Origin of the sequence: Synechococcus sp. LTW-R, assembly GCF_014217875.1 — a bacterium.
Lineage (GTDB): Bacteria > Cyanobacteriota > Cyanobacteriia > PCC-6307 > Cyanobiaceae > Vulcanococcus.
Genome location: NZ_CP059060.1, coordinates 1,624,028 through 1,637,486, shown reverse-complemented (window position 1 = coordinate 1,637,486; position 13,459 = coordinate 1,624,028). Strand labels below are relative to the sequence as shown.

Below are 13,459 nucleotides of genomic sequence, written 5' to 3'. Positions count from 1 at the left end.
AAGAAATTAGGATGCTTTGAGAAAAAGGGATGTCTATATCTGTTTGACTCAAAAAGAATGATACACAATACCTCTGTATTCTTGTCGACTTGGCAGTCTGAAAGTTACGGATGCTTGAAAGGAGATGCTGAAATTCTCAGATCTAGGCTCACTCGAGTGCTGAGGCGTATTCCGTTGGCGGGTTCATTCTTCTTTGGAAATTAGTCCTTAAGGTTCGACGAAACTTGATCCTGAGAGAGGGTCGTATTTTCTGGGATGGCCATATTTTTAGCGTGACGTATTCTTGTGATCGAGTGAATCGATAAGTCTTGGCAATCGAGGATTATTTGTTGTGAAGAAAGCTATTTGTTTGTGCTAATTTTTCTGCTGTGGTGATTTGCTGTACTGTCTCAATAACTCGACATTGCTGTTCGGCGCTGAGCTCCGGGAAGATCGGCAAGCTGAGGACCTCGGAGCAGAGGCGCTCGGTGATCGGCAGCGAGCCGGGCGGGTAATTCAGGTGGGCGTAGGCCGGCTGGCGGTGGATCGGGATTGGGTAGTAAATGATCGTCGTCACCCCGGCGTCCTGCAGCTGCTGTTTGAGCCAGTCGCGGCAGCAGGCTTCCGGCAGGCCGAAGTTGGCGCTGTCGGCGGATGGGGTGCAAGTCGAGCCGCAGGCGGGGCTGGGGTTGCAGGCGGGGACGCGCATCACGAACTGGTTCCAGCTGTGCCCCTTTGGGCCGGCCTCGGGCAGGGCGAAGCCGTTGCTGCCGCTCAGCTCTGCGCGATAGCGCTGGGCAATGGCGGTTCGCTTCTCGACCCAGCTGCTCAGGTGGGGCAGCTTGACGTTGAGGACGGCGGCCTGGATGGAATCGAGGCGGCTGTTGTAGCCGAGTTCGCTGTGGAGATAGCGCCGGGGCATCCCGTGCACCGCTAGCTCCCGCATCCGTTGGGCGAGGGCTTCGTCTTTGCAGGTCACCGCGCCGCCGTCCCCGGCGCCGCCGAGGTTCTTGGTTGGGAAGAAGCTGAAGCAGCCCACATCACCCCAGCTGCCCACCGGGAGGCCTGCCCAGCTGGCACCACTGGCTTGGGCACAGTCCTCAACCACCTTCAGGTTGTGGCGTTGAGCGATGGAACTCACCCTCTCCATGTCGACGGGCCGGCCGAAGAGATGGACCGGGATCAGGGCTTTGGTCGCCGGCGTGATCGCGGCCTCGACCTGATCCAGATCAATCAGATAAGAGCTCTCCTCAACGTCGACGAAGACTGGTGTCGCGCCCACCGCGCTGATGGCCTCGGCCGTGGCAAAAAAGCTGAAGGAGGCGGTGATCACCTCGTCGCCAGGACCAATGCCCAGGCCGCGCAGGGCCAGGATCAAGGCATCGGTGCCGCTGTTGCAGCCCACAGCAAAGGGAGTGCCGACGCTTTCGGCGAAGGCCTTCTCGAATGCCGCGATGACCCCTCCGCCGATGTATTGACCGCTACGGAGAACCTCTAAAACCGCTGCATCCAGCTCAGGCCCGAGCTGCGCCAGCTGTTCGGTGAGGCTGAAAGGGGGCACCTGCATGCCGGCAACCTTAAGGCCCTGATTCGGTTCTCGGCCTTTTAGGCCTCCTCCGGATGCCACTTGATGTTGCAGCCAATCGAGGGACGCTGATCGGGGTTTACGGCTCGGCCCGCCAACAGGCCATCGATCGCAGCCCGTAGGTCCGTCCCGGTGAGGGCTTCGTCGTTGCCGGGACGGCTCCCATCCAGTTGGCCGCGGTAGACGAGCTGGTGCTGGCTGTTGAACAGGAAAAGGTCAGGGGTGCAGGCCGCCTGGAAGGCCTTGGCTACTGCTTGGCTGGCGTCGAAGAGGTAGGGGAAGCTCCAGCCTTGGCGTTCGGCCTGGGCTCGTAAGCCTTCGGGGCCGTCCTGGGGGTGGGTGATCGTGCTGTTGCTCGAGATCGCCACGATTTGCACCTGCTCGCCGTAGTCCCGCTCCAGCCGACCCAGCTCAGGCTCGATGTGGATCACGTAGGGGCAGTGGGCACAGATGAAGAGCACCAGCACGGGCTTGGCCTTCAGTGCTGCGGTCTCCCAGCGCCCCCCTGCGGCCCGCTCCAGTGAGAACTCCGGCAGGGGCGTTCCCAGGGGCAACATTTCAGACGGGGTGAGCACCATGACAACGCCACCAGAATGGGGCTGATTGTGCCCTGAACTGCCTTGGGTTGGCCCCGTCCCGCAGCAGCTCTCCTGGCCCTGGCTCTGTTGGGGTGCGTGCCTGCCCACCGCAGCGCCACCTGGACGACCTACCCCTTGCAGCGCTCCCAGCCCCACGACGGTTTGGCGGTTCTGAACCAGCCCGACGGCTATGGGCTGCACATCTGGCTCGCCACCGATACCCGCGAGGCCGGAGTCTGCAAGCCCCGCTGGTTGGTGGATCCGGCCCGGCTCTTTAACGGCAACGGCAGCCGTCCCTTCAGCACGGGTTTGGCCTCGCGTGAGGAGTTTTTTGAGGCGGCTAACCGTAAGGACGTCGAGCGGGCCCTGCGGCAGGAGCTGCAAGCCCTCTGCCGTCACCGCGCACCCAAGGCCCGTTGGCAGTGGGTGGCGCCGCCCCGAAGCGCCTCTGAGGTCACGGCTCCCGCCTTCCCGATGCTGGAGGAGCGGGACCTGCTCAGTCCCCCTGAGGAGAACGCAGCTTCCTAAGCCTGCGGCGCCCAGTCGGCCCAGACCTCGCGTTCGGCTTGCCTCCAGTAGCGGCTGAAGCGCCCCAAATTCACTCCTTCGTCAAGCTCAACGAACGGCGTCGGATCCAACTGCTGCACCGGCAGGGTTTGCTCGAGTTGGCGGCAGATGCTCTCCACCCGGGGATCGGCGCTGGAGCTCGTGACGATGCCGTCCGCGCCATGGGCCTGGGCAAAGCGCAGGACCTCCTCGGCCACATCCCCGTGGCGCAGGCTGACCGGCAACTCCAACAGGCATTCGTAGAGAAAGCCGATGCGCTTGAGACTGACGGCCTCCGGCGCGGCGTCCTGGGGATCGGCGGTGGTCGGACTCTTGCCCCGCAGGAGTTCGCGATCGAAGACGAACACGGCCGGCTGACCGGGGTGGGCCAACAGGGCGGGGTTGCTGGGGCCCAAGGCGTCGCCGTGCAGCCAAAGGATCGGATGGTTCATCGGTTCGGCTTGGCGGGACGGCTGAAGGCGGAGGCTTTGGAGCTCGAGGGGCGTTGGCGGCGGTTGGGGCGATCGCTCGTCTCTCGGATCGCGGCTTGCTGCTGGAACAGGCGCTGCTCGAGCTGCTCGTAGCTGGCCTCAAATGGGCAGCCCTTGGCGCTCACTTCGCAGTCCTGGCAGTAGCGGCCATCGCTGTAGCGCTCCAGGTTTGCGCGGTTGAAGAAGTAGGGCTTGTGGCTGAAGCTGCTGGCCACCCACTGCCAGCTGAGGTTGTTGCTGGCCGGGTCCCCATCGAGCAGGTGGCGCAGGAACCACTGGGCGCCGGCCTGCCAGCGGATCCGCCGCCAGTGCACGACATACGCCGCCAGCCACATCCGGGCGTGGTTGTGGAGCCAGCCGGTTTGGTGCAACTCCTGGATGAATCCATCCATGCAGGCCAAGCCGGTCTGACCGTCGGCTAGATCCGCCGGCAGCGATTCGGCGTAAGCGCCGGGGTGATGGCCGGTCTTGAGGGATTCCTGATCGCTCCAGATCCCGTCGCCGAGCTGAGCCCAGAGGCGCTGCCAGTAGTCCCGCCAGCCCAGCTCATTGATCAGCTTCTCGCTGGTCTGCCGTTGCTTGGTGCGGGCAAAGACCGCATCCCGCACTTCCGCCAGGCTGATCGCTCCATGGCGGATGTAGGGCGAGAGCCGGGTAACGGGGCCACTGAGAAAGTTGCGGGCTTTCGCATAGCGCTCCGGTTGGACCTTGCCCAGCAGGGCCTCCGCCTTGCGCCGGCCCCCTGGGATCGGGCTCAAGCCGCCACTGGCCTCAGGAAAGAGCTGCTGCAGTGTGCGCTCGAGCTCGCTGCGGTCTGAGAACTGGCGGGGGAGATCGCCCGGGTGCTCATCCCAATTCAGGGGCACTCCGCGCAGGGTGGGACTGGCCAACGGCGGCGTCTTGGGGGTCTGTTGATCCTGGCTAGTTGAGTCCACGACCGTGGCTGGGTGAGAATCCCCCAATCGCAAGTGCCCAATTCATGCTTCTCGATCTGCGCGGTAAGAAGGCCCTCGTCACCGGCATCGCCAACAACAAGTCGATCGCTTGGGGCATTGCCCAGCAGCTGCACGCCGCCGGCGCCCAGCTTGGGGTGACCTACCTTCCCGATGACAAGGGTCGCTTTGAAGGCAAGGTGCGTGAGCTGACCGCCCCCCTGGCCCCCACCCTGTTTGAGCCACTGAACGTGCAGGATCCTGCTCAAATCGAGGCGGTGTTTGCCAAGGTCAAGGAGCAATGGGGTCAGATCGATGTCCTCGTGCACTGCCTGGCCTTCGCCGGTAAGGATGAGCTGATCGGGGATTACTCGAACATCTCTCCCGAGGGCTTCGCCCGGGCCCTCGAGGTGAGTGCCTACTCCCTGGCTCCGCTCTGCAAGCACGCCAAGCCCCTCTTCAGCGATGGCGGCAGCGTGATCACCCTGAGCTATCTCGGCGCCGAGCGCGCGATTCCCAACTACAATGTGATGGGCGTGGCTAAGGCTGCTCTGGAGGCTTCCGTCCGCTACCTGGCCGCTGAGCTGGGTGAGAAGCAGGTGCGTGTGAACGCCATCAGCGCCGGTCCGATCCGCACCCTGGCCAGCTCCGCCATTGGCGGCATCCTCGACATGATCCACAACGTCGAGGAGAAGGCTCCCCTGCACCGCACCGTCACCCAGGACGAGGTGGGTGGCACCGCCGCCTTCCTGGCCAGCAACCTGGCCTCCGGCATCACCGGTCAGACCATCTATGTCGACGCCGGTTACTGCATCACCGGCATGTGAGCGGCAGACTGATCTGAGGAGGACATGACCATGCGCACAGGCGAGATCCATCGCGTCACCGGTGAAACCGATGTGCGAGTCAAGCTGAATCTCGATGGCACGGGCCAGTGCACTGCAACCACGGGCGTGCCCTTCCTCGATCACATGCTTCACCAGATCAGCAGCCACGGGCTGGTGGATCTAGAGATCAAGGCTGTGGGTGATACCCACATTGACGATCACCACACCAATGAGGACGTGGGCATCGCCGTGGGCCAAGCCTTGGCCCAGGCCTTGGGGGACCGGCGCGGGATTCACCGCTTCGGTCACTTCGTGGCGCCCTTGGATGAGGCCTTGGTGCAGGTGGCCCTCGACTGCAGTGGCCGCCCGCACCTGAGCTTTGGATTGCAGATTCCCGCTCAGAAGATCGGCACCTACGACACCGAGCTCGTCAAAGAGTTCTTTGTGGCAGTGGTGAACAACTCCGGCCTCACCCTGCACATCCGCCAGCTCGATGGGGTGAACTCTCACCACATCGTGGAAGCCTGCTTCAAGGCCTTCGCTCGGGCGCTGCGCTTGGCCACCGAGGTGGATCCACGCCGGGCTGGAGCGGTGCCCAGCAGCAAGGGTGTGTTGGAGCGGGCTGGCTCTAATTCGTGAGCCGGCTTGGTGGCTTTTCTTCTGGATGGGTTAGGACTGCACTTGAGCACAGTGCTAGAAAGTAAAGAGAACAAATAAACATAGAGAAGTTCGAACTCGATACTGGTTGAAATAGCCAAAGAACCCAGGATATACCAATCATCGAAATGGCAGCGCTCATCTCGAGAGTCGATCCGATGTCATCCTGATTGTTATTGTTGAGAGACTTAAACAACTTCGAAAAGACTCTTCTGGTCAAGAGTGCAGTGCATGTGAAAAGAGATACTCCAGCAATGAGCCCAGCCTGCAAAGAGAAGTCGAGAAAAATATTGTGAAGGGAGTCCCCTGCTGTCGAGGCAAAGGTGACTGTCTTATTCGTGCATGCTTCTTGGTATGAGAACAAGAAGCCTGTTCCTTGTTGTGGTAATAAAGGCAAATGGCGGATTGCTTCAGCCGCCCTAGAGAAGCGCTCATCAATCATGATGCAGCTTTTTGCTGTTAGATAAGAGCCTGCGATTGTTGCAATTAAGGTCGCCGCGGAAATTGTGATGAGCTTTTTCTGTTTGAGTAGAAAATGTTTTGCTTGAATATATTTAGAGTTAAGCGAGGTTAGTGCCAATGCGCTGCTCACGCACAGAGCAACAAGAGGAAAGTGTGAATTGAATGCGCGTGAAAGGGAAAGCGAAAGCGTTCCACTGATCAAAGCAAAAAGCCAGACTGTGCCTTTGTTTTTACCTCTTGCGAAAGCGACTATCGAAACGGGAAGCAAGGATATTGGGAAGAGCAGCGACTGTTCAATGGTTCTTAGATTTACAGCGTTGTTGAAGTGTCCCCAGGGAGCAATAAGTTCATTGTGTGATTGCTTAAAGAACAGAGCAAAAAGATTGAAATTTCCCTGTGATCTTGTATGAATTAGGCATGCTAAAACGTAGACGAGGCTCCCTGCTGAGTAGAAGATGGCTAGGTGCGTGAGTTCTCTAAGGGTTGTGTGATTCAGCCTGCTTGCGGCAAGAGAGATGCAGATGGGGATTAATATCAAGTATTCCATTGTCAAAGAAATGTTTCCTTGACCGTTAATCAGGCTAGAGTAAGTGACAAGAAGACCAAAAATTAGAAGTAGTACAAGGACCAGTGGCCATTGATTGCCCCTAGTTTCGAGATATGGTCCTTGAAAACTAGATCTGACCCTTCTTAATGGTGAAAACTTTTTATCCCTTGTTTTTTCACGCAGCAGTAGATATGCGGAATGTCCAGCTAAGGCGATCCCGGATAGCAGTACTGACCTGGGAAGGTTGAGGCCAAGCGCGAAGGCTACAATTGAGCCCAACATCTTTTTGAGCCCAAGTGGAGTTTCCCCATACTAGGCCAGGGAAGGCAGTGTGTTTTTAATTCTTGAGCTCTTGGTCGCCTTGACAATGCTTGGGGCATGTCTTGTCTCCCGACAGCTGTATGGCAGAAGCTCTTTGCTCTTTGCTGCGTCTCTGCTGATTTCGTTATATTGGTTTTGGTTTTTTGGTCCTCTGACGAACATCGTTGGAGCGTTGAGGCCAGATCTCATTGAAAATCCTTCATTAGGTCTCAACTGGAATATTTACCCTCCCTTATTTCAGAAAGCCGCTTTGATGGTTGGGGCTTCTTCGGTTCTTTCACTCCTGTTGCTGATTGCTTTGCCGCAGGTTTATAATCGCCTTAAGCGTCTTGCTTCACTTGAGCTGAAGTTATTGTATATCCTTAAATCATTTTCCCTGCGTATCTATGCCTTCGCTGGGACTTTGCTTCTCGCGATCGTTGCTTTCCGCTTTGGGCCAATCATTGGTACTGAATATTTTGACTTCGGCTCGCTTAATCTCGTTGACAAGGTAATTGTTTCGACCTACTTCTCTATTCCTGCTGGGCCTGCAATCGCCCTTGGTGTTCTAGGGGCTTCTATCAGGAAGCGATCATCTCTCTATTTTGTGTCGGCTGCATGTCTTTTGAATATAATTGCGTTTGTTGTTTTTCGCCAGCGTCTATGCTGTTTGATCTCCTCTGTTGCGTTTGCGCTCTCGCTTGCGTCACTCTTTGGGGTTTGGCTTCAGCATGGTTTGCGTAAGCTTCTCGCGCTTTTTGTGCTCTTATTTGCATTATTAATCGTTGGGTACTCGTTCCCGACGGTGCTTAAGGGTCAGTTTGGCCCGACAGGTTTTTCCCCAAATTTCGCCCAGATCGAGCAGCATCTGTTTTCCTTGCACCGGCGTCTGTCTCTTGATTTTGGCTATCGATTAAGTGGAGTGGGATCTTCCTCTACGGCACTTCATGCGCGAAATCTGATTTTAGAGGATAAGTGCCCATTTGTACCCGAGTTGAGCTTGTTCAAAGGGCCTTTGGCTTCAGAATTTGTAGGTTCTCAGCCTCTTTTAGTTAGGAAGCTTCTCGGCTATGAGCCGTCCCGTCTCCCTGAATATTTGATTGGTCAATGCTACGGGAAAAATCAAGTTGATTTAGTTGAGACCCAGGCATTGCCATTCTTTCTTCAATTCAGGAGTTCTTTAGCGGTCTGGTCATATGCCATCTGGCTCGCCGTTTCCCGACTAGGAATTTGTGTACTGCTCTGGTTCTTGATCAGGGTCCTCTCTCTAGATGTTGCGGGTTTTCTGTTGGTCCCTGTTTTCTACTTGGGTGTTGTGACTGGTGGTGTGGGTGAGTTCATGGCCTTCGCGAAGGTTCTACCGTTCATGTTGGCTCTCTACGCACTGCCTTCAGCGTTCTTGCTGCGAAACACTCGACTGCGCTGAGCGCCCAGGGCCCGCTTAACACTCCGTTACGCGATGATGTCGGGGTTGTACAGCGTCTTCGCCCATGACCGTCGCCCCCGCACTCGGCTACGACCGCTCGGATTGGGCCAGTGCCTTCCGCAACGTTGGCGTGGAGCTCGATGGGGTGGTGCTGACTACCTCTCGCGGTGCGATCCCATCTGAGCTGCAGGGCACGCTGTATCGCAACGGTCCTGGCCGGCTCGAGCGTGGCGGGAAGTGGGTGCATCATCCCTTCGATGGGGACGGAATGATCACGGCCCTGACGTTTGAGGGAGGCGAAGCCAAGCTGCGCAATCGCTTTGTGCGGACCGAGGGCTTTGACGCCGAAGAGCGGGCGGACAAATTCCTCTTTCGGGGTGTCTTTGGCACCCAGAAGCCCGGCGGTCTGGCCGCGAATGCCTTTGACCTGCGTCTGAAGAACATCGCCAACACCCATGTGGTGCGGCTCGGGGATCAGTTGCTGGCGCTCTGGGAAGCCGCCGAGCCCCATGCCCTGGACCCAGAGACCCTGGAAACCCGGGGCTTGAGTCGGCTGGATGGGTTGCTCAAGCCGGGGGAGGCATTCAGTGCGCACCCGCGCTTTGACCCGGGCCACCACGGCGAGCCGCGCATGGTGACCTTCGGGGTGAAGACCGGCCCCCGCAGCACGATCCGGCTGATGGAGTTCTCCAGCAGCGGAGCGCTGTTGGCCGACAGCCGTCACAGCTTCAAGGGCTTTGCCTTCCTGCATGATTTTGCGATCACCCCGCACTGGGCGGTATTCCTGCAGAACGCGGTGGCGTTCAACCCGACCGGCTTTGTCCTGGGCCAAAAGGGTGCGGCCCAGTGCCTGGCTTCAAAGCCAGGAGAGAAAGGACAGTTCTGGTTGATCCCCCGCAGCGGTGAAGGGAAGCCGCTGCAAATCCCGGCCCCTGAGGGCTTTGTGTTCCACCACCTCAACGCCTTTGAAGAGGGTGAGGAACTGGTGGTGGATTCGATCTACTACGACGATTTCCCCTCGATCGGTCCGGATGTGGACTTCCGCCAGGTCGATTTCGAATCGATCCCGGAAGGTCAGCTGGTGCGCTGCCGCATTCACCTGACCAGCGGTGCGGTCAGCACGGAGGTGCTGGAGGCCCGCACCTGTGAGTTCGCGATGGTCAACCCTGAGCGGCAGGGTTTGGACGCCCGCCACAGCTGGATGGCTGTGGCCGAGCGGGAGCGCGGGAACGACCCGCTGCAGGCGATCAAGAAGTTGGATCTGACCACAGGTGTGGGCAAGGTTTGGAGTGCGGCCCCCCGTGGCTTTGTCAGTGAGCCCGTGATGGTGCCCCGCCCCGGTGCCACGGCAGAGGATGACGGCTGGGTTCTTTGCCTGGTTTGGAACGGCGCCCGCTGCGCCAGCGATCTGGTGATCCTGGATGCGGCCAGCCTGGCTGAAGTGGCCGTGCTGGAGCTCCCCTTGGCGGTGCCCCATGGTCTGCATGGGAGCTGGGCCCAGGCCTGATGCCCTGGTTCATCAAAACCGAGCGCTTTCTAAGGCCCTACGCCCAGATGAAGCCCCATCTCGATGCCCATCGCTGCTGGGTCGAGCAACGGCGCGCTGACGGTCTGGTGCTTAGCAGCGGCTACCTCGTTGACGGCGAGGGTCAGCCGGGTGGGGGGGGATTGCTGGTGCTGCAGGCCGCGGATTACCGCGAAGCCGAAGCGCTGATCAAGCAGGATCCGATGCTCATCAGTGGCGGAGTGGAGTGGACGCTGCAGCAGTGGTGCCCTGCGGTGGGTGATCTCGGGGTGATCTGAGGGGCCAGTTGGATTTAGTCGCAGCTGCGGCTGGGTCCGGTTGTGACTGCACCTTCGATCGCCCCTAGACCGGAATCATCAGCCGTTTGAGCCATGTTCCGTTTGCGTTCTGCCGCCTTCAGCTTCGCTTTGTTGCCAGCCTTGATGCCCTTGGCCATGGTTCAACCCGCCCAGGCGGGTGGTGGTGATCGATGCGGCGGCACCCTTTACCAGCTGCAGGTCAGCCAAAGCGGCACGACCGCTTTCGATCCCTTCCGCTTCAACCTGAGCCTCTCGGCGGAGGCGGCGACTAAGGCCGACGCCATGCAGCAGATCAACGCTCGGCTGGAGCGGTTGCGCTCCGCTTTGACGCCCCTGGTGAGTGGGCGGATGACGATTCCCGCGCCTAGGACCTATGCGATTGGTGGGGGCAGCGCCGGACCGCGGCGTCAGCGGGCGACGACCAATGTCTCCGGCGAGGTCAGCAAGGCGAATTACGACCCCGTGATTCAGGCTGCCGGCAAGCTGCCCGGAGTGAACCTCAACGGCTTCACCTCTTTGGCTGAGAGCGGCAGTGCGGAGACCTTGCAAGCCCAATTGATGCGCCAGGCCCTGGCAGATGGCAAGCGCCAAGCTCAGGCCACGGCCGATGCCCTCGGACTGCGGCGGGTGCAGTTGCTGAGGATCAATCAGCGTGGTGGCTATGTGCCCCGGCCGATGGCCTACAACCGCGCGCTTTCGGCCAGCTTCAATCCGGATGAGGCGCCTGCACCGCGCAACTCCGTGAGCCTGGCGCTTGATTATTGTATTTTATGAGGGTTTAGCCTCAGTAGGCAGAATGTCCTGAACTATCAGGACATTTCAGCGGAACATTCTGAGTCGTTGAAGGTCGGCCCTGTTGATGATTTCATCTTGTGTGCAATGAGCAATTACTATCCACTGCCGACTGAATACACCTTCCATTCAGGCAATAGCCAGATTAAAATCGAGACCAATCTTGGCTTTACCAATATCGTCACGAATCGACTCTCGACCAATTTGTTGAACCCTCTTCGTAAGGGCAGAGGTGAGATCGACCTGTGGCTCCATGTTTTCGCATTGATGGGTCAGGAGTGGAGGCTTATCGAGATTCGAAAATGTGAAGGTGGAGAATCGACGTCTTTTGCAAGGTCTTTATACCCTGAGTATAGGAGTAATACGATAGTGATAGTCCCACTATCCGAGAGAATAGTCGAAGCAAGCTTGAAAGAGCTTCCAGAACCCACCGCACTAAAAGTTGATAGAGTTCCCATCGCACCGCGATCAACATATTCATTTTTCCTCGGAGAAGTCGTCTCTTCTTATCAGGGTGAGTATCCAGCATCGATGTCGAGGATTAAGGGGTCCATGCTTTCCTTTGACTATCTTTCTTGCAGCACAAATGAGCACCAAAAAGCTTATCTGCTCCTGATGAATCTTAAAAGATCTGCGGAGAGTCAAGCAATGCACAAAATTAATATAATTGATTCAAAATCGAGGAAGCCCGTCGGAAGTTTCAACGCACTTGAAAATCATTTCACTTGGCATGAAATTACCAAGAAGGATGAGTTGCTTGTTAATGCCTATACATGTACAACATGTGCTTTTATACCAATTTACATTAATTGCAGCCGCTCATCAGCCGGTCCGGAGATTAATGTTGAACATACCCACCCTCCTTCCGAGCATTTTTGGATGGGTGATGACATGAAGCTTACATCTGAGCTGAAGTCTAAATGGCTTCAAATCAACTGATGAACAGAAAAAACTTTCGTAAAGCTATTATCGTCGGCGAGCACATCAAAAACAGATCATATTCCCCATTCACTTTGCGCTCAAAGCTTGATCAAGGCAAGTCCTATAGTGACTTTTTTATATACGGAACAGCATTTCAGTCAAATACATTTATTGCAGAGAATATTTACTCAATGATGCTTGATGAACCACTTGCAGTTCATCATATCTTCAAATTTTACGATACCAAAGGTTGTGAAATCTCTAAGCACATATCTGCAACCTCGGATCCTTTTTTGCGTGTCAACCTCCCCTGCCCACCTACCAGTGATCAATATATATCATTCACCCATCATGTGAAACCGGTACAGCAGCACCTAGAAGATGCCCATAATGATCTAATCGCTAGACTTATGCAATCTAGAGGGCTGCAGCATAGAGGCTATTTAATATATAAAGTCAGAAGATTATCAATTGGTTCCGTTGTGCACGGCAACTTTGGTGGAATAGCTTTAAGCGAAAATAAATATACTTATGCTGCAGTAAAGAGAAATCAAACCTATGACTTCACTTCGGCATACTCGTTTTCTCAAGATGACCAATATCACCTAGTCTTTAACAACCCGACAGTCAAAAAAATGAGTCTAAGAGTTAAAAGTTGCAAGGAAAACGAATTTGATACGTGCGAACTAACATTGCCTCCGCGTGGCACTGAATTCATAGCCTTTACAGGTTACAAAGGAAATCTAGTAGTCAAATCCTCAATGCCACTGTGTCGGCCAATTGTATTTAAGAATCCAGCGAGAAGCACTGGTTTTGACGTATTTCATCCTTGATCAATCTTCACGCCTATATATATAATTAAAGCTAGTATTGTATGCCCCGCGGGCCACAGGCTCTGACTGGCATTTCATTTGCAACTTAAGACCTGATTGCTTCAGCATATCTACGCAAGCAGCATGGTTGGGATTGCTCTCATCTAACTCAATTAAGACGCTGCGCAGTGAAGTGTTTGAAAGACACTCTTTTGCCCCGCTAAGAACTAATAGCTCATTCCCGTCAACATCTAACTTGATATGAGTTGGATGAATCTTGCCTAACTTGCAAAAACTATCTAGTGACAACCCAAAAGCACCTTGTTGATGAACTGATCTGAATGAATTGCCGTGTTGGTCAGTGTTGCCCTCGAAGCAGCTAAGTGCTCCACCCCATTCTAAATCTTGCTTAGCTAAAGTCGATATGCATGTGTGATCGTGGAGCGCCACACAAAAACCCAATACCCGTTCTCCGGATTTGTTTTTATTTATATTCAGATTTAATAGGGCGAAGTTTAATGCATCTGGTTCAACTGCATACGTCGTTATACCGCGCATGCCCGCATAGATTGAATACAAGCCAATATTTGAACCTATGTCGATTAATATGTCTGTTTCGCACATACTATCAATCCATTCAAGAGTTTCCGGCTCTTTTAGCTCAAAAGTTTTTGCTCGCATTCTGCACGTAGGTCCAAAATCTGCCACTTTAAACAGTGCAGCTCCTTCCCGATAGACATTTAAATACTTTTTAAATCTGAGATCCCAGCCAGACCGTAA

15 protein-coding genes are annotated in these 13,459 nt (G+C 55.9%); 9 read left to right on the top strand and 6 right to left on the bottom strand.

Features of this window, described 5'->3' with window-relative positions; genetic code table 11:
- Window positions 1–322 precede the first annotated feature (322 nt).
- Window positions 323–1,546, bottom strand: coding sequence for a DegT/DnrJ/EryC1/StrS aminotransferase family protein (locus H0O22_RS09310; RefSeq protein ID WP_185186394.1), 1,224 nt, complete (start codon window positions 1,544–1,546; stop codon window positions 323–325).
- 38 nt (window positions 1,547–1,584) lie between these two features.
- Window positions 1,585–2,142 (bottom strand): thioredoxin family protein, encoded by a 558-nt coding sequence (locus tag H0O22_RS09305; protein WP_185186393.1) that lies wholly within the window; start codon window positions 2,140–2,142, stop codon window positions 1,585–1,587.
- Window positions 2,143–2,184: 42 nt separating this feature from the next.
- On the opposite strand from H0O22_RS09305, the gene H0O22_RS09300 reads away from it, so the two are divergent.
- Window positions 2,185–2,670, top strand: coding sequence for a hypothetical protein (locus H0O22_RS09300; RefSeq protein ID WP_185186392.1), 486 nt, complete (start codon window positions 2,185–2,187; stop codon window positions 2,668–2,670).
- Here the strand turns inward: H0O22_RS09300 and H0O22_RS09295 are convergent.
- Window positions 2,667–3,140 (bottom strand): hypothetical protein, encoded by a 474-nt coding sequence (locus H0O22_RS09295; RefSeq protein WP_185186391.1) that lies wholly within the window; start codon window positions 3,138–3,140, stop codon window positions 2,667–2,669. The genes H0O22_RS09300 and H0O22_RS09295 overlap by 4 nt on opposite strands.
- Window positions 3,137–4,069 (bottom strand): FAD-binding domain-containing protein, encoded by a 933-nt coding sequence (locus H0O22_RS09290; RefSeq protein WP_255439254.1) that lies wholly within the window; start codon window positions 4,067–4,069, stop codon window positions 3,137–3,139. Before H0O22_RS09290 ends, H0O22_RS09295 begins: the two co-directional genes overlap by 4 nt.
- Window positions 4,070–4,158: 89 nt before the next feature.
- Here H0O22_RS09290 and fabI point away from each other — a divergent pair, with 89 nt between their 5' ends.
- The gene (fabI, locus tag H0O22_RS09285) at window positions 4,159–4,938 is read left to right on the top strand and encodes an enoyl-ACP reductase FabI (RefSeq protein WP_185186390.1); all 780 of its coding nucleotides are present in this window, start codon (window positions 4,159–4,161) and stop codon (window positions 4,936–4,938) included.
- A 24-nt stretch (window positions 4,939–4,962) separates the two neighbouring features.
- Window positions 4,963–5,577 carry an imidazoleglycerol-phosphate dehydratase HisB gene (gene hisB, locus H0O22_RS09280; protein ID WP_185186389.1) on the top strand — a complete coding sequence of 205 codons (615 nt, stop codon included), beginning with the start codon at window positions 4,963–4,965 and terminating at the stop codon, window positions 5,575–5,577.
- Here hisB and H0O22_RS09275 read toward each other — a convergent pair.
- Window positions 5,567–6,886 carry a hypothetical protein gene (locus tag H0O22_RS09275; RefSeq protein WP_185186388.1) on the bottom strand — a complete coding sequence of 440 codons (1,320 nt, stop codon included), beginning with the start codon at window positions 6,884–6,886 and terminating at the stop codon, window positions 5,567–5,569. The genes hisB and H0O22_RS09275 overlap by 11 nt on opposite strands.
- Window positions 6,887–6,956: 70 nt before the next feature.
- Between H0O22_RS09275 and H0O22_RS09270 the strand changes: the two genes are divergently transcribed.
- The 6 genes from H0O22_RS09270 (at window position 6,957) to H0O22_RS09245 (ending at window position 12,700) form a co-directional block, all read left to right on the top strand.
- Window positions 6,957–8,330 (top strand): hypothetical protein, encoded by a 1,374-nt coding sequence (locus H0O22_RS09270; RefSeq protein ID WP_185186387.1) that lies wholly within the window; start codon window positions 6,957–6,959, stop codon window positions 8,328–8,330.
- A 64-nt stretch (window positions 8,331–8,394) separates the two neighbouring features.
- The gene (locus H0O22_RS09265; RefSeq protein ID WP_185186386.1) at window positions 8,395–9,837 is read left to right on the top strand and encodes a carotenoid oxygenase family protein; all 1,443 of its coding nucleotides are present in this window, start codon (window positions 8,395–8,397) and stop codon (window positions 9,835–9,837) included.
- Window positions 9,837–10,133 (top strand): YciI family protein, encoded by a 297-nt coding sequence (locus H0O22_RS09260; RefSeq protein ID WP_185186385.1) that lies wholly within the window; start codon window positions 9,837–9,839, stop codon window positions 10,131–10,133. Before H0O22_RS09265 ends, H0O22_RS09260 begins: the two co-directional genes overlap by 1 nt.
- 93 nt (window positions 10,134–10,226) lie before the next feature.
- Window positions 10,227–10,928, top strand: a complete 702-nt coding sequence (locus tag H0O22_RS09255) for an SIMPL domain-containing protein (protein WP_185186384.1) — start codon at window positions 10,227–10,229, stop codon at window positions 10,926–10,928.
- A gap of 66 nt (window positions 10,929–10,994) precedes the next feature.
- Complete coding sequence (locus tag H0O22_RS09250) at window positions 10,995–11,885, top strand: hypothetical protein (RefSeq protein WP_185186383.1); 891 nt, start codon at window positions 10,995–10,997, stop codon at window positions 11,883–11,885.
- On the top strand, window positions 11,867–12,700 hold the full coding sequence (locus tag H0O22_RS09245) for a hypothetical protein (RefSeq protein WP_185186382.1): 834 nt from the start codon (window positions 11,867–11,869) through the stop codon (window positions 12,698–12,700). The genes H0O22_RS09250 and H0O22_RS09245 overlap by 19 nt, the downstream gene beginning before the upstream one ends.
- Here the strand turns inward: H0O22_RS09245 and H0O22_RS09240 are convergent, their stop codons facing one another.
- The gene (locus H0O22_RS09240; RefSeq protein WP_185186381.1) at window positions 12,701–13,387 is read right to left on the bottom strand and encodes an FkbM family methyltransferase; all 687 of its coding nucleotides are present in this window, start codon (window positions 13,385–13,387) and stop codon (window positions 12,701–12,703) included.
- Window positions 13,388–13,459: the final 72 nt, after the last annotated feature.

What these genes read in the sequence shown, in the direction of transcription:
- fabI (WP_185186390.1), top strand. Translation starts at nt 4,159, where the DNA reads ATGCTTCTCGATCTGCGCGGTAAGAAGGCCCTCGTCACCGGCATCGCC.
- H0O22_RS09255 (WP_185186384.1), top strand. Translation starts at nt 10,227, where the DNA reads ATGTTCCGTTTGCGTTCTGCCGCCTTCAGCTTCGCTTTGTTGCCAGCC.
- H0O22_RS09245 (WP_185186382.1), top strand. Translation starts at nt 11,867, where the DNA reads ATGGCTTCAAATCAACTGATGAACAGAAAAAACTTTCGTAAAGCTATT.
- H0O22_RS09265 (WP_185186386.1), top strand. Translation starts at nt 8,395, where the DNA reads ATGACCGTCGCCCCCGCACTCGGCTACGACCGCTCGGATTGGGCCAGT.
- H0O22_RS09310 (WP_185186394.1), bottom strand. Translation starts at nt 1,546, where the DNA reads ATGCAGGTGCCCCCTTTCAGCCTCACCGAACAGCTGGCGCAGCTCGGG.
- hisB (WP_185186389.1), top strand. Translation starts at nt 4,963, where the DNA reads ATGACCATGCGCACAGGCGAGATCCATCGCGTCACCGGTGAAACCGAT.
- H0O22_RS09305 (WP_185186393.1), bottom strand. Translation starts at nt 2,142, where the DNA reads ATGGTGCTCACCCCGTCTGAAATGTTGCCCCTGGGAACGCCCCTGCCG.
- H0O22_RS09295 (WP_185186391.1), bottom strand. Translation starts at nt 3,140, where the DNA reads ATGAACCATCCGATCCTTTGGCTGCACGGCGACGCCTTGGGCCCCAGC.
- H0O22_RS09260 (WP_185186385.1), top strand. Translation starts at nt 9,837, where the DNA reads ATGCCCTGGTTCATCAAAACCGAGCGCTTTCTAAGGCCCTACGCCCAG.
- H0O22_RS09275 (WP_185186388.1), bottom strand. Translation starts at nt 6,886, where the DNA reads ATGTTGGGCTCAATTGTAGCCTTCGCGCTTGGCCTCAACCTTCCCAGG.